General features: G+C 49.1%; 17 protein-coding genes and 1 riboswitch. Of the genes, 7 read left to right on the forward strand and 10 right to left on the reverse strand.

The genetic code is table 11. The features are described from left to right. The first annotated feature begins 130 nt into the window (after positions 1-130). A complete protein-coding gene (gene ptsG, locus DP119_RS10735) occupies positions 131-2,188 on the forward strand; it encodes a glucose-specific PTS transporter subunit IIBC (RefSeq protein WP_112233171.1) in 2,058 nt (685 codons plus the stop codon). A gap of 97 nt (positions 2,189-2,285) precedes the next feature. Next, positions 2,286-3,080, forward strand: a complete 795-nt coding sequence (locus DP119_RS10740; RefSeq protein ID WP_112233172.1) for an endonuclease/exonuclease/phosphatase family protein — start codon at positions 2,286-2,288, stop codon at positions 3,078-3,080. 156 nt (positions 3,081-3,236) lie between these two features. Here the strand turns inward: DP119_RS10740 and DP119_RS10745 are convergent, their stop codons facing one another. Continuing rightward, complete coding sequence (locus tag DP119_RS10745) at positions 3,237-4,175, reverse strand: Gfo/Idh/MocA family protein (RefSeq protein ID WP_112233173.1); 939 nt, start codon at positions 4,173-4,175, stop codon at positions 3,237-3,239. Between the two features lie 346 nt (positions 4,176-4,521). On the opposite strand from DP119_RS10745, the gene DP119_RS10750 reads away from it, so the two are divergent. Beyond that, a complete protein-coding gene (locus DP119_RS10750) occupies positions 4,522-5,958 on the forward strand; it encodes a carbon starvation CstA family protein (RefSeq protein ID WP_112233174.1) in 1,437 nt (478 codons plus the stop codon). An 87-nt stretch (positions 5,959-6,045) separates the two neighbouring features. Here DP119_RS10750 and DP119_RS10755 read toward each other — a convergent pair whose 3' ends face one another. The 3 genes from DP119_RS10755 to DP119_RS10765 all read right to left on the reverse strand — a co-directional run bounded on the left by DP119_RS10755 (position 6,046) and on the right by DP119_RS10765 (position 9,169). After that, on the reverse strand, positions 6,046-6,555 hold the full coding sequence (locus DP119_RS10755) for a DUF1643 domain-containing protein (protein ID WP_205853873.1): 510 nt from the start codon (positions 6,553-6,555) through the stop codon (positions 6,046-6,048). Positions 6,556-6,565: 10 nt separating this feature from the next. Further along, positions 6,566-8,275 carry a lysozyme inhibitor LprI family protein gene (locus tag DP119_RS10760; protein ID WP_167399217.1) on the reverse strand — a complete coding sequence of 570 codons (1,710 nt, stop codon included), beginning with the start codon at positions 8,273-8,275 and terminating at the stop codon, positions 6,566-6,568. Between the two features lie 246 nt (positions 8,276-8,521). Next, entirely contained in the window at positions 8,522-9,169 is a 648-nt protein-coding gene (locus DP119_RS10765) for a vWA domain-containing protein (protein ID WP_112233177.1), read from the reverse strand. 244 nt (positions 9,170-9,413) lie between these two features. Further along, positions 9,414-9,518: riboswitch (SAM riboswitch) on the forward strand. 117 nt (positions 9,519-9,635) lie between these two features. Here DP119_RS10765 and DP119_RS10770 point away from each other — a divergent pair. The 3 genes from DP119_RS10770 to DP119_RS10780 all read left to right on the forward strand — a co-directional run bounded on the left by DP119_RS10770 (position 9,636) and on the right by DP119_RS10780 (position 11,985). Next, positions 9,636-10,481 carry a transporter substrate-binding domain-containing protein gene (locus DP119_RS10770; protein WP_101189670.1) on the forward strand — a complete coding sequence of 282 codons (846 nt, stop codon included), beginning with the start codon at positions 9,636-9,638 and terminating at the stop codon, positions 10,479-10,481. 62 nt (positions 10,482-10,543) lie between these two features. Then, entirely contained in the window at positions 10,544-11,227 is a 684-nt protein-coding gene (locus DP119_RS10775; protein WP_101189669.1) for an amino acid ABC transporter permease, read from the forward strand. A 14-nt stretch (positions 11,228-11,241) separates the two neighbouring features. Then, positions 11,242-11,985, forward strand: coding sequence for an amino acid ABC transporter ATP-binding protein (locus DP119_RS10780; protein ID WP_112233178.1), 744 nt, complete (start codon positions 11,242-11,244; stop codon positions 11,983-11,985). A gap of 70 nt (positions 11,986-12,055) precedes the next feature. On the opposite strand, the gene DP119_RS10785 is transcribed toward DP119_RS10780, so the two are convergent. The 6 genes from DP119_RS10785 to DP119_RS10810 form a co-directional block, all read right to left on the reverse strand. Next, positions 12,056-13,042: a macro domain-containing protein gene (locus tag DP119_RS10785; protein ID WP_112233179.1), complete on the reverse strand. Its 987-nt coding sequence runs from the start codon at positions 13,040-13,042 to the stop codon at positions 12,056-12,058. A gap of 273 nt (positions 13,043-13,315) precedes the next feature. Then, on the reverse strand, positions 13,316-14,809 hold the full coding sequence (gene glpK, locus DP119_RS10790; protein ID WP_112233180.1) for a glycerol kinase GlpK: 1,494 nt from the start codon (positions 14,807-14,809) through the stop codon (positions 13,316-13,318). Positions 14,810-15,139: 330 nt separating this feature from the next. Beyond that, a complete protein-coding gene (locus DP119_RS10795) occupies positions 15,140-15,808 on the reverse strand; it encodes a type 1 glutamine amidotransferase domain-containing protein (RefSeq protein ID WP_112233181.1) in 669 nt (222 codons plus the stop codon). A 96-nt stretch (positions 15,809-15,904) separates the two neighbouring features. Beyond that, a complete protein-coding gene (locus DP119_RS10800) occupies positions 15,905-16,720 on the reverse strand; it encodes a tryptophan-rich sensory protein (RefSeq protein ID WP_112233182.1) in 816 nt (271 codons plus the stop codon). 328 nt (positions 16,721-17,048) lie between these two features. Beyond that, entirely contained in the window at positions 17,049-19,319 is a 2,271-nt protein-coding gene (locus DP119_RS10805; RefSeq protein ID WP_112233183.1) for an ATP-binding cassette domain-containing protein, read from the reverse strand. A 257-nt stretch (positions 19,320-19,576) separates the two neighbouring features. Next, positions 19,577-20,323 carry a hypothetical protein gene (locus DP119_RS10810; protein ID WP_112233184.1) on the reverse strand — a complete coding sequence of 249 codons (747 nt, stop codon included), beginning with the start codon at positions 20,321-20,323 and terminating at the stop codon, positions 19,577-19,579. A 337-nt stretch (positions 20,324-20,660) separates the two neighbouring features. Between DP119_RS10810 and DP119_RS10815 the strand changes: the two genes are divergently transcribed. After that, the gene (locus DP119_RS10815) at positions 20,661-21,710 is read left to right on the forward strand and encodes an aromatic acid exporter family protein (RefSeq protein ID WP_068872688.1); all 1,050 of its coding nucleotides are present in this window, start codon (positions 20,661-20,663) and stop codon (positions 21,708-21,710) included. Positions 21,711-21,874: the final 164 nt, after the last annotated feature.

The raw sequence follows: 21,874 nt of genomic DNA on the forward strand, positions 1-21,874 counted from the left end.
CCAGGGGGCTTCTCCCCTTTTTTACCGATGCCTTTTCCGCTCATGCCTTTTTTGTATGCTTCAACTTCCGCCAAACACGCTCAAGCCATTTGCATTCGCACTTCGTTTTACCAATAAAGGAGGAAACTTTATGTCTACTAACGTATTCGGTACTTTGCAAAAAGTCGGGAAGGCATTGATGCTGCCGGTCGCGCTCTTGCCCGCAGCCGGAATTTTGCTGGCATTCGGCACAAGCTTTTCACAAGACACATTTGTGGAAGCGGTACCATTCTTTGGCACCCCGTGGGTCCAGTCCTTGCTCCACGTCATGGCGGAAGCCGGCGGTGTCGTCTTTGATAACCTGCCACTGCTGTTTGCGGTCGGCGTCGCGATCGGCTTAGCCGGCGGCGACGGGGTCGCGGGCCTCGCCGCGATCATCGGCTATTTGATCATGAACGTCACGATGAAAGCCGTCGGCGGCATCACGGAAGACATGGCCACGTCAGACCCGGCCTACGCCATGGTCCTCGGGATCCCGACCTTGCAGACCGGCGTCTTCGGCGGGATCATCGTCGGGATACTGGCCGCAACCATGTACAATAAATTCTTCAATATCAACTTGCCGCAATTTCTCGGCTTTTTTGCCGGAAAGCGCTTTGTCCCGATCATCACCGCTTTCTCGGCATTGTTTCTCGGCATCGCCATGTTCCTTGTCTGGCCTTTCGCACAGAACGGCTTGAATGCGTTGTCACATTTCATGCTCGAAACGAACCGCACACTCGCTGCCTTTGTATTCGGTCTGGTGGAACGCTCGTTGATTCCTTTCGGGCTGCACCATATTTTCTATTCGCCGTTCTGGTTTGAGTTCGGCACGTATACGAATGCGGCTGGCGAAATCATCCGCGGCGACCAGCGCATCTTCTTTGAACAGCTGCAGGACGGCGTCGACTTCACGGCCGGCACGTTCATGACAGGGAAATTCCCGTTCATGATGTTCGGCCTTCCAGCGGCAGCACTCGCGATCTTCCACTGCGCACGCCCTGAACGCAAGAAAGTTGTCGGCGGCATCATGGCATCAGCTGCCCTTACTTCATTCCTGACAGGGATCACTGAACCGCTTGAATTCGCATTCCTTTTCGTCGCTCCCGTGTTGTTCGGGATCCACGCAGTATTCGCGGGGCTATCGTTCATGATCATGCACATCCTCGACGTCAAAATCGGCATGACCTTCTCCGGCGGCTTGATTGACTTCCTGCTGTTCGGCGTCATGCCGGGCAGAACGGAATGGTTCTGGGTCATCGTCGTCGGCCTGTTCTTCGCAGTCATTTACTATTTCGGCTTCCGTTTCGCCATCCAAAAATTCAATTTGATGACTCCGGGACGTGAAGACGAAGAAGAAAACGAAGACGGCGACGAAGCTGTCGGCGAACTGCCTTATGAAATCCTGCAAGCGATGGGCGGGCAACAGAACATCACCCACCTGGATGCCTGCATCACCCGCCTGCGCGTCAGTGTAGAAGACAAAAGTGTAGTCGATAAGAATAAATTGAAAAAACTCGGGGCTTCCGGCGTCATGGAAGTCGGCAATAACATCCAAGCGATCTTCGGGCCCGTCTCCGACAATCTGCGCGGGCAAATGCAAGACATCATCAACGGCAAGACGCCGCGCACGAAACAAGACGTCTCCCAGATCATCGACCAGGCGAAAGACGGCGGAGACGCGCCAGTCCGTTTGGGCGCAATCGATTTCGGCATCCCGATCACGGGCGACATCCTGCCGATCACCGATGTACCGGACCAAGTCTTTTCGGGCAGAATGGTCGGCGACGGCTTTGCGATCAAACCGTCTGAAGGCAAAGTGTTCTCGCCAGTGAACGGTGAAGTCGTCACCTTGTTCCCGACGAAACACGCCATCGGTTTGAAAGCAGATGACGGCACCGAAATGCTCATCCACATCGGCATCGATACCGTCCACCTGAAAGGCGAAGGCTTCACGGCGCACGTCGAGCAAGGCGACCTCGTCGAACAAGGGCAGTTATTGATGGAAATGGACCTCGCCTATATTAGCGAACACGCTCCCTCCATCATCACGCCGGTCGTGTTCACGAGCCTTCAGGAAGGCCAGCAAGTGAACATCAAAACCTCCGGCCACGTCGAGTCGAATACGAAAGACCTGATCGAAATCACTGGCGGGAACGAAGAAGTCTAAAAAGCTTTCCTTGCCAGCTTCACACCCGGACCCGCGTGAATTGCTTCGCTTAGGTCCGGGTTTTCTGTAAAATAGCTATTCTTGGAGGAATGAACCGATGAAACTACTGACTTTGAATTGCCACGCTTGGCACGAAGAAAACCAGCTGGAGAAAATCCGCCACTTGGCACAAGCCATTGCCGAAAAGGAGTATGACGTCATCGCCTTGCAGGAAGTCAACCAGTCGATCGACGATGAACCAGAACATGTCGTCAAGCACGACAATTACGCACGGGTCCTGCTTCAGGAGCTGGAGCAACTCGGCGTGACAGGCTATTCGATGGTATGGGATTTCTCCCACCTCGTCTACGGACGCTACGAAGAAGGGCTGGTGATCTTGACGCGCCACCCGGTCATCGATGAACATAGCTTTTTCGTCAGCCAAAGCACCGACAAGCATTCCCCGAAAACGCGGAAGATTGTCGGCGCAATGATCCATTACAAAGGCCAGCCCTTCACGTTCTATTCCTGCCACACCGGCTGGTGGCACGATGCGGAAGAGCCGTTCCAATTCCAGGCCGACCAGCTGCTTGGGCAAATGAAAACAGATGCCCCTGCTTTTTTGATGGGCGACTTCAATAACGACGCCTCGCTCGAACAACAAGGCTATGCCTACTTATTGGAAAATGGGCTGCACGACACCTACACACTGGCCGAGGAAAAAGATGCCGGCATCACCGTCCAAGGCAAAATCACCGGCTGGAGTGACAACAAGCAAGACTTGCGCATCGATTTGATCCTGTCCACCGAACCCTTCAAGGTCAAATCGTCGAAAGTCATCTTCAATGGCGACCACAAGCCGCTCGTATCGGACCATTTCGGGGTGGAAGTTCAGTTGATAATGGATTATTGAAGAGTCAGCTGAGCGAATTCATGTGCGACGCATTTACGCAGTAAATGTGGAAGCAATGGTTTGATGTGATGCTCTTAAATAACTGGACAAATAAAACCGCCTTTCCCCCACACATGCTGGACGGGAAAAGCGGTTTTTTTCGTTGGCTGTTTTTCATCAAAGCAATAGCTTCGTCACTTGCCGGGAGATTTCATGCGTGTTGATGGCAGACTCTATTTGGCCCTCGCGTACGCAACGGATGAACTCGGCGACTTCGTAATACATCGTATCGAATTCGTGCATAACGGAAATGTCTTCGGTTGTGCCGTCGCGGTATTTGATCAGCACATGCTGCGGGTCGCTGATCTTGTCGATTTCGATGACGCCTTCTTCGCCTTGGATTTCACTCGGCAAATGCGAATCCGAAATCTTCGAGTACATGACGACCGCTTCGCATTCGCCGTAATCGAGGATCATGCTGCCTTGCCCTTCCGCACCGGTCGACAACAGGTAGCGGTTGCGCAATACAGCGTCCGGTTCGCCTGCGAGATGGACGAGCGGCGCCAGGCCGTAAACGCCGAGATCCGTTTTCGCGCCGTTTCCGAGTTCCGGCTTGAATGCGTTTTCGATAGTGCCTTCTTTGTATTTATCGTAGCGGGACGAATACTGGTTGTAATGGAACACGTAGCGGCGGATCGGCCCGATCTTGTGCAGTTCTTCTTTCAGGCGCAGGAAAGCCGGCGTCACGGTCGACTTCATCGCTTCCATATAAGTCATGCCGGTTTCCTGTGAAGCCGCAATCACCCGGTCCATCTCGTCCAGGCTGACAACGGCCGGCTTTTCGCATAGCACATGCACGCCGCTTTGCATCGCGAGCAGGCTCTGTTCGGCGTGGAACGCATTCGGCGAAGCGATATAGACCGCGTCGATCCCGCCTTCCTCGAACATTTTTTTCATGTCGGTATAGACCGCATCCACCCCGTATTTATCCGCAAACGCGTGTCCCGTCTCCTCGCTTCTCGAATATACGGCACCGATATCGAAATCAGGGTGCTGCTTCGCTGCCTTGATGAATCGATCGGTAATCCAATTCGTGCCAATGATTCCGAATTTCATGTCAGTTCCCTCTTCTCTATATGTACTTGATTTCAAGCATAATGTAAACCGGCCCCTGTGTCACACACTTCACTTTTCCTGAAAGCATGTCCTCTCCCAGACTTTTATCTTTATCTTAGGATAATTAAATTCAAGATTTCTTATCCTAGTTTAAAAGTTGTTAAAATCCTCTTAGTCCTCCGAACCCATTGGATACGCTTTCAATTTCACTATTCTTATCAACTATCTATCGGTTTGCTATAAATAAATAGAAATATTAGTTTTTTCGAAATATTAACTTTAATTTTCAATAAAAGATGCTATTATGTGTATACGATATATCACTGACATCAGGAGGACGACGCATATGATTACTTTTTTCGCAGCACTTGCACTATTGATATTGGGATACATGTTTTATTCGAAATTCATCGAAAAGGTATTCGGCGTCGACGACAAAACGCCAACGCCCGCCTATGCGCAGGCCGATAGCATGGACTACGTGCCGATGAGCTGGTGGAAAGGCAATTTGATCCAACTGTTGAACATCGCTGGCCTTGGCCCGATCTACGGCGCTGTAGCTGGCGCATTGTACGGGCCCGTCGCTTTCATCTGGATCGTCGTCGGCTGCATCTTCGCTGGCGGCGTCCACGATTACTTTTCGGGCATGATGTCCATGCGCCACGGCGGAGCGCAATTCCCGACACTTGTCGGGCGTTACCTCGGAAAGAACGCAAAAGTCTTCATCAACGGCTTGTCGCTCGTGTTGATGCTGCTCGTCGCGGCGGCCTTCACGGCTGGCCCAGCTCAATTGATCGCCCAAATCACGCCGATCTCGTTTATCTGGGCGCTTGCACTTATTTTCGCTTATTTCGTCCTCGCAACGATCTTGCCGATCAACCGCATCATCGGCCGCATTTACCCGCTGCTTGGCGGCATCCTGTTGTTCATGGCCGTCGCGGTGGCCGTGGCACTCGTGTTCTCAGGCAAACCGATGCCAAACCTGACCTTCAGCAATTTACATCCAGGCGAATTGCCGATCTGGCCGCTGCTCATGGTCACCGTTTCTTGCGGTGCGATTTCCGGTTTCCATAGCACGCAAAGCCCGATCATTGCCCGCACCATGAAAAAAGAAACCGACGGCCGCAAAATCTTCTACGGCGCCATGGTCATCGAAGGCATCATCGCCTTGATCTGGGCCGCTGCTGGCATGACCTTCTTCAACGGAACTGAAGGACTCGGCGTAGCACTTGCAGCTGGCGGGCCATCTGGCGTCGTCAATGAAATCTCGATCTCGCTCCTTGGCACGCTCGGCGGCATCCTCGCGATCTTTGGCGTCATCATCTTGCCGATCACAACGGGCGATACCGCGCTGCGCTCGTCGCGCATGATCTTGGCTGATTTATTGTCGAAGTTCACCAAGACTGACGGCACCTTGCGAATCCTATTGATCACCATCCCGCTCGCGATTCCGACGTTCTACATGGCAACGATCGACTACACGTTCTTGTGGCGCTATGTCGGCTGGACCAACCAAGTGGTCGCGACATTTATGCTGTGGACAGCGACGATGTATTTGCTCAAGAACTACAAACTGCACTGGATCAGCGGTGTGCCCGCCATGTTCATGACAGGCGTCGTCTCCATGTACATCTTCTATGCACCGGAAGGCTTGAACATGGAATACCACATCGCCGCCATGATCGGCTCGGTCATCACGCTGGCTGTCGCATTATGGTATATCGCGCAGATCATGAAGTACCGCGCTGCGAAGCAGGTGGATTCGGAAGTTGAAACGGTTTAAATGAAAAAAGATGAGCTCTAGCATGTTTGCTTGGGCTCATCTTTTTTCATTTAAATTTTATATGTCAGATGCTCAACTCGCTTTGTTTTAATAAGAAATCGGGGTTAAATCTTTACTTAAATATAGGGGATGCGATGGATCACCATCTTTTGTTTTCTTGAGACAGTGTGGCTTATAGGTCTTTAATAAAGCAACAACTTTCCGATTACGATTATTTAGCTTTCCATACTCTGTTCCCCAAGCAAAAACTACAAGTTTCGAATCTTCTACGGCTTCGATAATATATTTATCATTCAGTTTTCCAACTGGATCGGTTTTTTTCTTCAACTGTTTAGGGTCCGTAGAAATGTAAGCAAATAAATTCACAGCATTAATTCCTCCGTACCCCCACTTCTTAGCATAATTTATGCACCTACTTAAAGTTGGGTCACATATATCTGTATCAGCTACACTAGGATTCAGCATAACAAAAGTCACTTTGGGCAAACTAATATCCCAATCACATTTCAAAAGATACCGATATTTGCAATCCAACTCACTTGAACTATCGAAAATCGCTTCGACCTTTTCATTGCACTTCCAGTTTCTGTTTGCCACATCCATCTCCTCATTTCATAAAATTTTCTACCAAGCTATAGCAACGATCGCGTGTTATTTGATGCTTTACTGACACGAGTGTCACCTCTTCAAAAGTGCCTCCCTCGAATGCTTGGGAAGCAAGCTCCGCTTCATAATCTCTGTATACTATCCATTCTCTCTGCGCAACTCTTAATCTATCCATCTCCCCAAGACTTAAGGTAGTTTTTAACACCCCGTATATTTCATTTAAAGCATCATCCCATCTTTTCAAAGTTTCATATTCCGCTTCTAAAATATTTGAAGTGACGCCAGCTTGGTATAAGTAATTCAAATCTGCCAATCCAGCTTCAATTCCCCCTAATTTATCCATATAGACACTTTTATTACTTAGCCCTTCTGTTTTTATCGGATTTTTTAAAATTTCAGATTCAGCGGCTACCTCTTGTTTCCTTAACAATTCTTTTTGCCCCTGTTCAATTTGTTCAGCTAGGGCAAGAAGTTTGATTTCTTTTTCATCCAACTCTTCTTTCGTTAATTGATCTGTCTTCAAGTTATCTAGTGAAGATTGAGCTTGATCAAACTTCTGACTAGCAACGAGAATTCCAATCTCCTCTATTCCTTCTTTTACTTTGTTTTCGTGCTCCTGCTTTTCGACACTTACTGTATACAACTCCTGATAATGCCTTTCTAAATGGTCTGGTATTTTATCTGTCTCTCTTAATTTATCAATTTTTTCTATGACCTTATCTTGATCTCCATTTTCAGCTATTAAAGTTAATTCGTTCAATAAACGTAAAGACCAATACAAAAACTTTGTCTCATGGTCATCTGGTTTTTCATTCACAGCCAGTTCATATAAACCCAAAGCTTTTTGGTATTCCCCATTCGCCATAGCGAATTTAGCATCTTCAACCGCCTTATCGTAGCTTTCATTACTATCAGCACCGAGAGTGATAATAAGGAACATAAGTAGAGAAAAAATCGCTAAAGCAGACAATGAATAGGTCAGCTTTCTTACTTTTTTAGTGACCTTATTTTCATGCCTCCTTATAAATTTTTGATTTGCAACTCCATTCTCAGAGTACCTACTCTGAACTTTTTTCATTTCAAATTCTTCATCATCATGTCCCAGTGAATCGGCAATATATCTCAATTCTCCAATGGTAAAATCCTGAGTGACACTTTTATTGAACTTCTTTGATGATTGTAATTTACGAAATGCAGCGTATTCAAAGTCCTCTAAAAACAGATGTTTTTTATAATAGTTTTGAAAGTCTTCCTCTTTCCAACTTTTCACTTCTATTCTTTTTTCAAATTCTTCTTTCGAAAAGCCAGTATAAACTACCAAAGAAGATGTCAAACGATAAATGTCTAACTGATCTTTTCTTAGCGTATTAATATATCTCTGAAGTTCATTTATATAATTATCTGTTTGCCCAAGAGGATATTTCATTCCTTTTTTTGTTGCTGACTTACCGTTGCTAAAAAATTGATCTACGAAAGCTAGTGACCAATTCTTTACTTCTACAAACACAAAGCCTAAATTCGGATCGATAATTAAAATGTCTGGCTTAAATTCTAGAAATTTAGGATCCCAGATCACTATTGAGCTAGCTGTTAACTTTGACTCCAGGACCTTCAATAAGGTTAATTCGCCTTTTAAACCTTTTTTAAGCGCATCAGTTTGTGCAGTTTCTAATGCAAACTCTAAAGCTTTTCTCCCTACAACTTTTGCCACTATGGAAATCTCCCATCTCACTCAATTAAAAGTATTTTAGATTAGTTTTAAAACTAAAAGCATAGAAGAGGAATATCTTTGATTATTAAGTAACGAATATAAACCTTCTCAATTATAACATTACTCCCTAATATCGAAATATAAATTAGTGCTTTTAGTATATTTAATCAAAACTTTTATCGACGGGTCAGAGTATATTACGGATTCTTCAATATTTTAAATGCAAATTACTTTTCTTTTTTCACTTTATTTCTTTCCTCGAGCTTCATAATCCCGTTCAATCTCCTGCTTCCACTCCCGGCCAATCTTTTTCCCGGTCCGGAACGAACTCACCGCTTCGCTCAACATTTGGTAATTCAATTCCGTCCCTTCCGCGTCCGCATGGTAATCCACCGCAAAATCCTCATCGACCCCGAATTTCTTTGCGGTCGCGACCGCGTCGATATTCGCCCCGAGGAACATGAATTCCCAGCCGTTCGCCTTCTTGGAAGCGATCATTTCATGGATTTTCCTATACGTGTATTCACAGCTGGAGTTTTCCAGGCCATCCGTTGTAATGACAAACATTACCCTGTCGGCTTGATGCTTTTTCAACGTCCCTTTTTGCGCATTGCTGATTTTCTGGATCGTCGAGCCGACCGCATCGAGCAAAGCCGTCATGCCGCCTACTTCGTAATCGCTATCGGTCATCGGCGAAATGCCTTCGAGCGAAATCCGGTCGTGCAGCAATTCGTATTCGTGATTGAACAGCACCGTCGTCACACGGACCTCTCCCGGGAGTTTTCGCTGCTTGTCAATCAGGGCATTAAAGCCACCGATCGTATCTTGTTCCAGCCCCGCCATCGAGCCGCTCTTGTCGAGAATAAATACCAATTCCGTCGTTTCATTTTTCATCTTCGTTTCCTCCTTTGGGTTACTTGCTACCCCAAGGATACGATTTTCGCATAGAAAAAAGGTCGCTTCGAAAGCGACCTTTTACGAACCAAGCACCTTATTCCACAACACAATTCACGTAAATCAGAGCAGCTATATACTTCAAATGTTTTCAAAAAATAAAACCCACTAAATATATAGGAATACATATTGACCTAATTAAATGTCGATGGTATGGTTCTAATATAGCTGAATAGTTAATACGTTCTTATCATGAGAGGTGGAGGGATTGGCCCTACGAAACCTCGGCAGCGGACTCTTTTCGGGTACTGTGCCAAATCCAACAAGCGAATCGCTTGAGAGATAAGAAGAGTTGAAATCTTTTTTTTTGAGATGCAAACCTCTTCTTATTGAAGAGGTTTTTTTGTTTGGTTTCATGAAGAACCATTGCTGTTGCGCTAACTTCATTAAGGATGGTGTCATACATATGAAAAAGTCGAAAAAGTTTTTGCTTTTTACACTGATTTCAGCAACAGCATTAATCGCAGCTGCATGCGGTAATGAGGATTCCAATAGTTCTGCCAGCGCTTCTGAATCAGGCGAACAGAATTCGTGGGAACGAATTGAGGAATCAGGCAAATTAGTAGTGGGTACAGAAGGTTTATATTTTCCGGTTACCTACTTCGATGAAACAACGAAAGAATTGACTGGCTTTGATGTAGAAGTAGTACGGGCGATTGGGGATAAGCTAGGCCTAGAAGTTGAATTTAAAACGATGGAATTTGACGGCCTTTTGCCCGCACTAAGAAATGGTCAGATCGATATTGCAGCAAATGACTTTTCGATTACAGAAGAACGCCTCGAGAAATTTGATTTTACAGTTCCCGTCAAGCATTCCTATGGATCAGCCATTGTCCGGGAGAATGATGATTCTGGAATTACAACGGTGGATGATTTAGCAGGTAAGAAAGTTGGTGGAGCTGCGACGAGCAATTACTCCGACTATGCTAAAGAACAAGGCGCTGAGGTAGTGGTCTATACTGGATCAGATACTGTGCTTCCTGAAATTGTGCAAGGACGCGTTGATGCTACACTTAATGATTATTTAGTACTAATTCAAGCACTAGAACAATTCGACAAACCTGGATTGAAGCTTGCTGAAAATGTGAAGTTTTCTCCTAACAGCAGTGGCTTAGTGATGCAAAAAGACAGTCCGGAATTGAAAGAACAACTTGATGCCGCCCTTACAGAATTAATCGAAGATGGCACCGTGACGGAAATCTCACTTGAATTTTTAGGTGCTGACGTCACAAAGCCAGTTGAAGTTGAATAATCCTACAGGGGAATCCTTTGATTCCTCTTTTTTCTATCCTGCACATCCAAAGGAGATAAAATATGTCTGAGTTTAAATGGGAATATCTTTTTAATATAGAAGTCGCAATAGAGGCTCTTCCGTTTATCTTGGAAGGAGCTTGGTATACTCTATTGATCGCAATTGTAAGCATGCTTCTCGCTCTATTTCTAGGGTTGTTCGTTGCTCTTGCCCGCATGAATAAACTAGCTTTGATTTCCTTTCCTACACGCCTATTTATCTCATTTATGCGCGGAACGCCCCTTCTTGTTATTTTATTCATCCTGTATTTCGGGTTTCCGATGGTCGGTATCGATATGCAACCATTGACAGCCGCCATCATCGGCATTAGTATCCACTTCTCCGCCTATACGGCCGAAGTGATTCGGTCGGCCATCTCATCGGTAGCAAAAGGTCAATGGGAAGCGGCGGAAACTCTCAGAATGACTTACTGGCAAACAATGCGGCGCATCATTTTGCCACAGGGTACGCGCATTGCGCTGCCACCTTTATCAAGTATTTTTATGGACATTATAAAAGGCACCTCACTTGCCATGGTCATTACTGTTTCCGAGATGTTCTACCGGGCGAAGGTCGTTGTTGGACAAACTTATGAAAGCTTGACCCTGTATATTCTAGTGGCACTCATTTATTGGGCAATTTGTTCAGTTGTCACCTTACTGCAGGATTATTTAGAGAAAAAAGCAAATCGTTATGTCATGACGTGAATGGAGTTTTGAAAATGATTAAAGTCGATCAGCTCAGCAAAAACTTTAATGATAACGAAGTCTTAAAGTCCATTTCCCTCGAAATCGAACAAGGCGAAGTTCTTAGCATCATCGGGCCGTCCGGATCAGGTAAGACCACGTTACTTCGGTGCTTGAATTTATTAGAGTCCCCTACCTCAGGATCACTTAAAATCAAGGATGTAGTTGTCACTTTTAACGGCAAGGCACCATCAAAAAAACAGAAAGTCGATATACAGCAGTACTCTGGAATGGTATTTCAGCATTTTCATCTATTTCCGCATAAAACGGTTATCGAGAACGTTATCGAAGCACCGCTAATCGTTCAAAAACGAGACAAACAGGAAGTTGTAACAGAAGCAGAAGAACTGCTCCATAAGGTTGGTTTATCAGCTCATAAAAACCATTATCCTGAACAGCTTTCGGGAGGCCAGAAGCAGCGAGCCGCTATTGCACGCATTCTCGCTTTAAAACCAGATGTATTGTTATTTGACGAACCTACATCGGCTCTGGACCCTGAACTCGTCGGTGAAGTATTAACCGTCATCAAAGATTTAGCTCGAGAAGGCCAGACAATGATCATTGTGACACATGAAATGCATTTCGCTCGCGAAGTATCCGACCGCGTTGTTTTTATCGCGGATGGCTATATTGTTGAAGAAGGAAAACCAGAAGTTCTATTTTCATCTCCTCAAGAAGAACGTACAAAGAAATTTTTGGAGAAAGTCCTCGTCCGATAAATTCGCAAATATAAAACAGCCCCGTTCCGTGAACAGGGCTGTTTCTAATTTAGAAACTGTATAGAATCTTTTACGAACCAAGAAGCGCTTCATCAAATGCAAACAAGGCTTCATTGATTTCAAAGATATTGTATTGTTCCCGCTCAATGAAATAACGGACGATCAAGTCGAATTTATGGCTGTTCGACAAGCGGTAGCCCGCCGTCCCGAGCAGTTCCTCCGTCTCGTCGAGATCCAGTTCGAGCGCGATCGCAAACGCCAGGATGGTCTTTTTCTTCGGCGTGTAGCCTGGGGAGTTTCTGATTTTGGAAAACAGCTTCTTGTCGAGATTCGCCTTTTTATAGGTCTCGGCATCGGTCATGCCTCGGTCGTCTATGAACCTGAACAGACGCTTCGAAAAGGATTCGTCCAGCTCTTCCAAGAACTCTTCGAGGCTCAGTTCCTGTTCCAGCACTTCTTTCAGTTCGTACATCGGGATTTCCAGTGGCTGCTGGTCGCGATAACGGACAGCCCTTTCTTCCAAGACCTCGGCTTCCTGTTCATCGATGAACGCTTCAATCGATTCGTAAAGCTTCTGGCTGATGCCGAACGACTGCTTGTCCAAGACGACCAGATAGACATCCATATCGTGCTCGTTCAAAAATTCCTCGATTTCTTCCGTCGCGACCCGCAGCGCCGGTTCTTTCGGATAGCCGAAGATGCCGGTCGAAATGAGCGGAAAAGCGAGCGACTCACAGCCAAGCTCTGCTGCAAGTTCCAGCGAGTTGCGGTAGCAATTGCGCAGCAAGGCTTCCTCGTCGCGCCCGCCGCCTTCCCATACCGGGCCGACCGTATGGATGATGTACTTTGCATCCAGGTCGAATCCGCCGGTATGTACCGCTTCACCGACCGCGCAATGGCCGATCCGGCCGCACGCCTCTTGCAGCTGCTTCGGCCCCGCTGCCCGGAAAATCGCCCCGCATACGCCGCCGCCCATCTTCAGGCTCGAGTTGGCGGCATTGACGATAGCGTCGGTTGTCATTTTGGTGATGTCGTTGCGCACGATTTGCAGTGGCATGTGCTCATCCCCTCCCTGTCTTCATTCTCTTTTCTTCTATAGTACCTGATTGCTTTGTCCCTGTGCACCACACAATTCCGGGCGTGAAACTTGCCGGAAAGCGAGGTGCAGCGTGGGGTTTCTCTTGGGCGTCGGGATTTTTGTCCCTGTGCGCCACACAATTCACGCATCAAAAACACCCGACAGCCACTCGCTGCCAGGTGTGAGAATGCATAAAGCATAAATTGTAGTGAATAGTCAGAATCGTTTAGAATTGTTTCGTGCACAGGGACACTACTTAAACTTCCGTGCCGCGGCAACTGCTTGTTTCCAGCCGTCGTACAGTTTTTCGCTTTGCTCCGCTGGCATGTCGCTCGTGAAGGTCTTGTCGATCTGCCATTGCTTCGCGATTTCTTCTTTGCTTTCCCAGAAACCGACCGCGAGCCCTGCGAGATACGCCGCGCCGAGTGCCGTCGTTTCCTGGACGACCGGGCGTTCGACCGGCACATCTAGGATGTCGCTCTGGAATTGCATGAGGAAATCGTTCGATACGGCACCGCCGTCGACGCGCAAAGTTTTCAGTTCGATGCCCGCGTCTTCAATCATGACGTCGACGACATCTTTCGTTTGGTAGGCCAGTGATTCAAGCGTCGCGCGGATGAAATGCGCTTTTGTCGTGCCGCGCGTCAAGCCGAACACGGCGCCGCGTGCGTCGGTATCCCAATAAGGCGTGCCCAGTCCGACGAATGCCGGCACCATGTAGACGCCGTCCGTTGATTCGACGGATGTCGCGTATTGTTCGCTTTCCGGCGCATTGTCCAAGATCTTCAAGCCGTCGCGCAGCCATTGAATGGCAGAACCCGCAACAAAGATGCTGCCTTCTAGGGCATATTCCACTTTGCCGTCGATGCCCCACGCCAAGGTCGTGAGTAGGCCGTGGTCGGAAACGACGCCTTGTTCTCCGGTGTTCATCAACATGAAGCAGCCGGTGCCGTACGTATTCTTGGCCATGCCTTTTTCAAAGCACGCCTGGCCGAATAATGCTGCCTGCTGGTCACCGGCGATTCCGGCAATCGGCACTTCGTAGCCGAAGAAATGGTAATCGACCGTGTTCGCATAGACTTCCGAGGACTGGCGGACTTCCGGCAGCATGCTTTTCGGCACCGTCAAGATGTCCAGCAATTCCTCGTCCCATTCCAAATCGTAAATATTGTACATCAAGGTGCGGGATGCGTTGCTGTAATCGGTGACGTGCGCAGTTCCGCCCGACAACTTATAGACGAGCCATGTATCGATCGTCCCGAACATCAAATCGCCGTTTTCCGCTTTTTCCCGCGCGCCCTCGACATTGTCCAAGATCCATTTGACTTTCGTTCCCGAAAAATAAGCGTCGATCAACAAGCCGGTTTTCTTGCGGAACAATTCCTCGTGCCCTTGCGCTTTTAATTCGCCGCAAATATCCGCGGTCTGGCGCGACTGCCAGACAATCGCTTTGTAGACCGGCTTGCCGGTGTTCCGGTCCCAGACGACAGCGGTTTCGCGCTGGTTGGTGATGCCGATTCCCGCGACTTGGCTCGGCTCGACGTCCGCTTTTCGCAAGACGCCGGCCATGCACGCCAACACAGATGTCCAGATTTCATTGGCGTCATGCTCGACCCAGCCCGGTCTCGGGAAAAACTGCTCGAACTCCTGCTGCGCCGTTTCGACGATCTCCCCTTTGTGGTTAAACAATACCGCACGCGAACTCGTCGTTCCTTGGTCAATGGACATGATATACTCTTTGCTCATCGTCTATTCCTCCCCAATTGGTTTTGATTCCCGCCGAGACCCTGCTCCGGTACTTCTTTTTTATTAATTAACAGCCGTGGAAAAGCCCATAAAAAAATCCGCAATCAATGACAGCCCTCCTTGATAGAAGGACTCATTAATGTGCGAATCTCCGGGTCTCCAACACAGCTCTTAACTTGTTATCTCTAAGGTATACATAAAAGAAAGCGCTGTCAACTTATTATCTGAACATTTGTGTAAATTTTGCATTTACACAGAGAAAAAGCAGGGCCCTGCATGAATTCGCTGCAAAGCCCCGCTTAGAATGAAGATGGCATGGCCATCCATCATTTATTGTTTTTTCTTATCCAAAGCCTTCACCAATTCCTCAGCCAATGCTTCGGATGCGAACGGGTCGCGGCCCGTCAGCAATTGTTCATTGCCCCATACCACTTTTTCGTCAGCGGTATACTTGGCCACTTCGCTCATCTTGCCTTCCAGGCTGAACGGCAGGATTTCCGGCAGCCCTTCCGGTTCGACGGCTTCCGGATATCCGGTGACGTCCAGTCCAGCGATGATGCTCTGGCCGTCTGGGCGTTTCGTCCAGATCAATGGAGCCGGCCCGTGGCAGACAGCCGAGACGATATTGCCCTTGTCGTAAACGGCATTGATGATTCCGTGAAGCGTTTCGTCTTCCGCGAGGTCATACATTGCCCCGTGGCCGCCAACGATAAACACTGCATCGTATTCTTCCGGGTTTACGTCCGACAGTTTTTTCGTATTGTCGGCAAGGCCGGATTCGTACATTTTCTTGTACTTGCCTTCGGGGTCATACTCTTCGCTCAAGCTCGCCTGGTCGATCGTCGGCTTGCCGCCTTTCGGTGAAGCAAGGTCCAATTGATGGCCCGCATTCTCCAACACTTCCATCGGCGCGAACAATTCTTCGCCCCACCAGCCGGTTTCGTAATTATTTTCTGCGTCCTTATGTCCGCTTGATAACACTGCTAATACTTTAGCCATTGATAGTTCCTCCTCTGAAAATCATTCTGACACTAGTTGTTCCCGAATGTTTTCACGTCTAAACAAACTTGCAATTCCCACAAATCCAGCCTTCTTTCATTCCGAAGCAGACTCTTTCAAGAACAGCGCATTGCCGTTTTTAATGAATCTCCATACGGCTGCCGCCAGGAAAACGGTGATTCCCGCTAGCAGCACGCCCTGGATGACCGAAGCCATCGACGGATCGAGCCGGCCGTTCGCGTACGAGCTATAGATGCCGAAAAAGGCCCAGGCGAGCGGAACCGGAAACGCGGCGTTCTTGAAGCGCGACAAGTAGAACAGCACAAACGCGATGGCGATCCCGAGGACGATGATGGTCCACACCGAATCCGAAATGCCGAAGCCGTTCCATTCCAGCTGCACCAACCACAGCGAGATGTTGACGATCGTCGCGATGAACACCCAGCCGCCGTATAACGTGAACGCAAGTCCCGCCAGCGTCGACGGAAACTCAGAGCGGTGTTTGTAAATCCGTTCGACAATGAACAGCAAGGAAAACAACAGCCCCAAGATCAACAAGGTCGAGATGCCAAGCGCTTCATACGAAAACGCGACGATCCAGCCCATATTGAACAGCGAACTCGCTAGGAACAGCGGCGAAATCAACAGCACCAACCGGCTGACCTTATCGTCCTTTCGTTTGATGAATAAATAGACGAGCGTCACCAGCACGAGCGTGTAAATGACGCCCCAAATCGAAAACGTGAACGGCGCCGGCGATATGAGCGTCAGGTATTTATCCGAAATGTCTTTTTGCGTATTGCCGTTAAAGAACCCCGACGAGCCGAGGTAATTGACCCCAAGCGTCGCAAAATACGCAACCAGGTTCAAGATCGCAAACAACTGGGTTTTCTTCAATGTGCTTTCATCCATAATGGTTTCATCCTTTCGAAAGATAATAGTCCCTTGGCGAGATATATCTCTTTCCTCTTGTCTTCCCGATTTTCCCAGTTGGTGAACCGGTTTTCCGGAATGAATCGCATGGATCTTGTGAATTGTGCCGTGCACAGGGGCGTTTCAACTGGGAAATGCCGCCACCTCAAGCTTTTTGGCACTGGAATTGTGTGGTGCACAGGTACAGCACGACTTTTCCCATCCGCGAATTGTGTGGCGCACAGGGACGTTCCGCTACCGAAATGCCGCTATATCAAGGTTTCCGCCTCCCGAATTGTGTGCTGCACAGGGACAATACACTGCCTCCCTACCCCTTCACCCCAGCTCTCAGCCATTTCGCCGTCAACGTGTCCGCTTCGAGCATCTCCTGCGGCGTGCCTTCAAACAGCACTTCGCCGCCTTTTTTGCCGCCGCCCGGGCCCATTTCGATTACCCAGTCGCTCGCTGCGATCATGTTCAAATTGTGCTCGATGAGGATGACCGAATTGCCTCTATCGACCAGCCGTTGGAAGACGTCCAATAGATGCGCATTGTCTCGCGCATGCAAGCCGAGGGAAGGTTCGTCCAATAAATAGATCTGCCCTTCTTTTTTCAGGTGGCTCGCGAGCTTCAGGCGCTGCACTTCGCCCCCGCTTAGCGAACCCGTCGTTTGCCCAAGTGTCAGGTAGCCCAAGCCGACGTCTTTTAACGTATCCACTTTTTTGACGATTTTCGGCATTTCCAAATACTCGTTCGTTTCGTCGATCGTCAGCTCCAGGATTTCCACAATGTTTTTTCCTTTGTAGCGGTACGACAAGGCTTCATCTGAATACCGGGTGCCCTTGCATGCTTCACAGGTCACCGTCACGGGATCCGCAAACGCGACGTTCGGCGTGGTGATGCCTTTGCCCTCACATACCGGGCAGGCGCCCAATGAATTAAAGCTGAACAAGCCCGCCGGCTGTCCGGTTTGTTTGGCGAGAATCGACCGGATGTCGCTCATGATGCCCATATACGTCGCGAGCGTCGAGCGGCTGGATGTGCCGATGCTGCTTTGGCCGACCGCAATCGTTTCGGGGTAGTTGCCGGTAAAGGCACCGAACATCAATGAACTTTTCCCGGAACCGGAAACGCCGCATACCGAGACGAGCGCATTCTGCGGAATTTCCACGCTGACATTTTTCAAATTATTATCGGATGCGTTTTCGATCGAAAACGTATTTTCCGCTGTTCTCGGCTGTTCATTCACCGTCACGGTATGGTCCAAATCCGTGATGGCGGAAGCTTTCTTCAAGCCTTCCTGCCCGCCTTGATACACCACTTCACCGCCGCCTCTCCCAGCAGACGGCCCCATTTCGATGATTTCATCCGCCGTTTTGATGACCGCCAGATTGTGTTCGATGACGACCACGGTATTGTAATTGTCCCGCAAACTTTCGAGCATATGCGTCAACATATCGATTTCCTCCGGATGCAACCCGGCACTCGGCTCGTCAAAAATATAGGTGATGTTGTTGAGGCTGCTGCCGAGGTGGCGCGCGATTTTCACGCGCTGCGCTTCGCCGCCCGACAAAGTGCCCATCTTGCGCGACAGGCTCAAATAGCCGAGCCCCAAGCCGACCAGCTGCTTCACGCCCGGATGCGCCTGCTGGGCAATCGACTTGCCGATCGGGTCGTCGACCTTCTCCAGCTCCCCGAGCAGCTCCGTCAATTCCAGGCGGGCGTAATGGGCGATGTTCAAGCCATTGATTTTGCACTCCAGCACTCTCGGATTGAGTCCCGAACCTTCACAAACCGGGCACGGCGTACGCGTCGTCAACGCCAAGACGTCTTCCTGGGACACGACCTTCAGTTTCGTCAGGTCCCGGTTGATATACAGGCGAATGAACCTCGGAAGGAGGCCGTCCCATTCGATATCGCGATTGCCTTCTTTGTAATAATAAGTGCTAAACGCCCGTTCCCCTTCCGGCGGACCGTATACGAGCAGATTGTATTTTTCTTCCGTGAAATCCTTGATGGGGAGGTCCGGGTCGAACAATCCGCCGTCCCTCATCCACCTGCCTTGCCAGCCAGGAGGCGCCAGCGGTTTGAAGCGCACCGCGGAGTCCCGGAGTGATTTCGTATGGTCGATCAGCTTGTGGATATCCGGCGCCACGACTTCCCCGAAGCCATTGCATTCCGGACAGCTGCCGAACGAGCTTTCACTCGAAAATTCAGTCGCCGAGCCGATCGGCGGGCTGCCGATTCTCGAGAACAACAGACGGATCAACGGGTCGATGTCCATATACGTGCCGACCGTCGAACGCGAATTGCCCCTGACCGGCTTTTGTTCCACGACCACCACCGGGCTCAAATGCTGCATCAAATCAGCATGCGGCCGCTCGTATCGCGGCATCTGGTGGCGGATGTATAGCGGATAGTTCAAGGTCATCTGCCTTCTGCTTTCCGTCGCCAAGGTATCGAACACGACCGAACTTTTCCCCGAACCCGACAAGCCGGTAAACACGTTGATCTTTTCTTTCGGGATATTCAAATCGATATTCTTCAAATTATTTTCGCGAAGCCCTCGCAATATGATTTCATCTCGTTTTTCTGGCATATTAACATTCTCCTTTTCCAATCCGTTCAAGGGATTACGCTACTATATAGAAGCGTTCCCTGTTTTAGGCTGGTTCACACAACCAGTTTGTCCCTGTGTTCCACACAATTCCCGCACAATTCGTTGCAACAAGCAGAAAAAAGACGCATCCGCGCTGGCGGATGCGTCAAATTGTGTGGTGCACAGGGACGTTCATTCACTGAAACCCTGTCGCAGCAAGGTTCACACCTTTCAAATTGTGTCGTGCACAGGGACGACTATTCCACCACCAGCTCTCCCTTTTGACTGGCATCGACCGACATACGTTCCCCATTCTCCAACATGATATCGGCCGTCTCCCCCTCGAAACCTTCGTCCACGTACACGAATACCATTCCCTCCGCTTCAACGAAAACAACCGATCCCTCTTCCGCAAGCTCAAGATCCAACAAGCCGTAACCTGCCGGTGAATATTCATACACCGCAATCGCCGGCTGTTGGTCGATCGCCAATGCAAACACCGTCAATTCGCCCTCGACCCATTCGCCCTGTTTCGCTATCTCAATCCGTTCTCTATCCAAAGTATAATTTTCTCCATAATGGAATTCGAGTTCCTGCCATACATCCTGTTGTGCGGGAAATTCACCGCTTGTCCAATTGCTGACTTGCTGAACCTTGCCGTTTTCCCCTACTTGCAAGGTCACGCCCATCTCCGGCGTCCGTTCATCACTGACATCAAACTGCCCGACCACTACCCCTTCTTCGTATTGTTGCGGCGCGACCACAAATTCCCGTTCAGGATAATGAACCGCTAAATACGCCAACACTTCGTTGTATTTCTCCGCATGCGCTTCGGCCTTCAAATAAGGCTGATAAGCGAAAAACCCAATATAACTGATTACCAATAAACCACTCAGCGCGAGAGCCCATCGTTTCCGTCTTCTCAACACGACAAACAGCACCCCCGCTACCAGCAGCACGCCCAATCCACCCAGCCCGAACATCAAGATTTCTCCCGGATTCATTTCATTCACCTCTCCCCGTCACGCTGCGAGCTAGGCAGCTTTGAATCGCCACTGCTTCTTAGCTGTGGCAGGGCCCTCCACATTCGCCTTTTCCTGTTATTACTAAATTAGCACATCGCACCTGTCTTTCGCTGCAAAAATATAGAAGAGAATGAATTGTGTAATTGTGTTGAATTGTGTGGTGCACAGGGACGTTCGCGCACTGAAATGCCGCTCTATCAAGGCTTCTGCCTTCCGAATTGTGTCTGACACAGGGACACCGCAGCCCACCACTCGACACGGATGATATACTGAAAATACAGACTTTCTACATAAAGGAGCCAGTACTTATTCTATGATGCGATCCCTACGTTTCAACGGCAGCCGAATAGTGAAAACCGGTCTCGCGATTTTCCTGACCGCGACGATTTGCGTCTGGTTCAACTGGCCGCCGGTCTTCGCGGTCATCACGGCCATCGTGACGGTCGAGCCGACAGTCAGCGACTCGATCAAAAAAGGGCTGGTCCGTTTTCCGGCATCGGCGATCGGGTCGGCTTTCGCCGTTCTCTTTATCACCTTATTCGGGAACTCCCCGATCACTTATACACTCGCTGCGGTCGCCACGATTCTAGTCTGTTACCGGCTCAAGCTTCACGCGGGCTTGCTGGTCGCGACCTTGACTTCCGTCGCGATGGTGGAAGTCATCCACGACCATTTCCTGTTTTCGTTCTTCATTCGCCTCGGGACGACCACGATCGGGCTTGTCGTCTCGACCGCCGTCAACATGCTCGTCTTTCCGCCGAACTACAGCACCGATATATTGAAGAGCATCCACAGCATCAGCGGGCGGGCCGGCAGCATGCTCGAGCACACGTTCCGCACCATTTTGTATGAAGGGGACGACAACCTCCAGGAAGATAAAAAAGTCGTGAAGCAGTTGACGACCGAAATCCGCAAGACCGAAAAATTGGTCCATTACCAGCGCGACGAAGCGAGCCTGTACCCATGGGTGCGCAACCGGGAAGCCGAGCTGCAGATGGCGGAGCGGCAATTGCTGTTCCTCGACAATTTCGAATACCATTTGAATGCCCTGCTTCGCGTCTCTTTCGAAGAAATCAAATGGACAAAAGAAGAGCGGGACCTTATCATGCAAGCGGTCACCGCCCTGGCAGACGACCTCCGCCATTCCATCAATTTCGACCACAAAAAGCACCAGGACCAACTCAAAAGCATCACCGACCTGTTCTGGGAAAACAGCAAGCGCGTGCCGGCAAACGACGCACCGAACACTTCCCTGTTCCCGCCGGAATTCGCCATTCTCTACGAACTCATCACCATCTACGATTTGGTTGACAAGTTTTTCGACCCGAATAGCGTAAAAGCCGTGCAGGAAGCGATAAAATCATAAAAATGAAAAAGGCCGCGCCGGAAACTGAACTGTTTCCGGCACGGCCTTTTTGAGTCAAATTGTGTGGCACACAGGGACATCATACAACCAAAATCCCGTCACGCCAACATTCTCGCCACTGGAATTGTGTCTAACACAGGGACACCCCCCCACACAGGGACACC

It is taken from the genome of Planococcus maitriensis (assembly GCF_003289925.1).
GTDB classification, from domain to species: Bacteria; Bacillota; Bacilli; order Bacillales_A; family Planococcaceae; genus Planococcus; species Planococcus maitriensis.

What these genes read in the sequence shown, in the direction of transcription:
- glpK (WP_112233180.1), bottom strand. Translation starts at nt 14,809, where the DNA reads ATGAGCAAAGAGTATATCATGTCCATTGACCAAGGAACGACGAGTTCG.
- DP119_RS10815 (WP_068872688.1), top strand. Translation starts at nt 20,661, where the DNA reads ATGCGATCCCTACGTTTCAACGGCAGCCGAATAGTGAAAACCGGTCTC.
- DP119_RS10740 (WP_112233172.1), top strand. Translation starts at nt 2,286, where the DNA reads ATGAAACTACTGACTTTGAATTGCCACGCTTGGCACGAAGAAAACCAG.
- ptsG (WP_112233171.1), top strand. Translation starts at nt 131, where the DNA reads ATGTCTACTAACGTATTCGGTACTTTGCAAAAAGTCGGGAAGGCATTG.
- DP119_RS10770 (WP_101189670.1), top strand. Translation starts at nt 9,636, where the DNA reads ATGAAAAAGTCGAAAAAGTTTTTGCTTTTTACACTGATTTCAGCAACA.
- DP119_RS10745 (WP_112233173.1), bottom strand. Translation starts at nt 4,175, where the DNA reads ATGAAATTCGGAATCATTGGCACGAATTGGATTACCGATCGATTCATC.
- DP119_RS10795 (WP_112233181.1), bottom strand. Translation starts at nt 15,808, where the DNA reads ATGGCTAAAGTATTAGCAGTGTTATCAAGCGGACATAAGGACGCAGAA.
- DP119_RS10775 (WP_101189669.1), top strand. Translation starts at nt 10,544, where the DNA reads ATGTCTGAGTTTAAATGGGAATATCTTTTTAATATAGAAGTCGCAATA.
- DP119_RS10810 (WP_112233184.1), bottom strand. Translation starts at nt 20,323, where the DNA reads ATGAATCCGGGAGAAATCTTGATGTTCGGGCTGGGTGGATTGGGCGTG.
- DP119_RS10785 (WP_112233179.1), bottom strand. Translation starts at nt 13,042, where the DNA reads ATGCCACTGCAAATCGTGCGCAACGACATCACCAAAATGACAACCGAC.
- DP119_RS10765 (WP_112233177.1), bottom strand. Translation starts at nt 9,169, where the DNA reads ATGAAAAATGAAACGACGGAATTGGTATTTATTCTCGACAAGAGCGGC.
- DP119_RS10805 (WP_112233183.1), bottom strand. Translation starts at nt 19,319, where the DNA reads ATGCCAGAAAAACGAGATGAAATCATATTGCGAGGGCTTCGCGAAAAT.
- DP119_RS10800 (WP_112233182.1), bottom strand. Translation starts at nt 16,720, where the DNA reads ATGGATGAAAGCACATTGAAGAAAACCCAGTTGTTTGCGATCTTGAAC.
- DP119_RS10750 (WP_112233174.1), top strand. Translation starts at nt 4,522, where the DNA reads ATGATTACTTTTTTCGCAGCACTTGCACTATTGATATTGGGATACATG.
- DP119_RS10780 (WP_112233178.1), top strand. Translation starts at nt 11,242, where the DNA reads ATGATTAAAGTCGATCAGCTCAGCAAAAACTTTAATGATAACGAAGTC.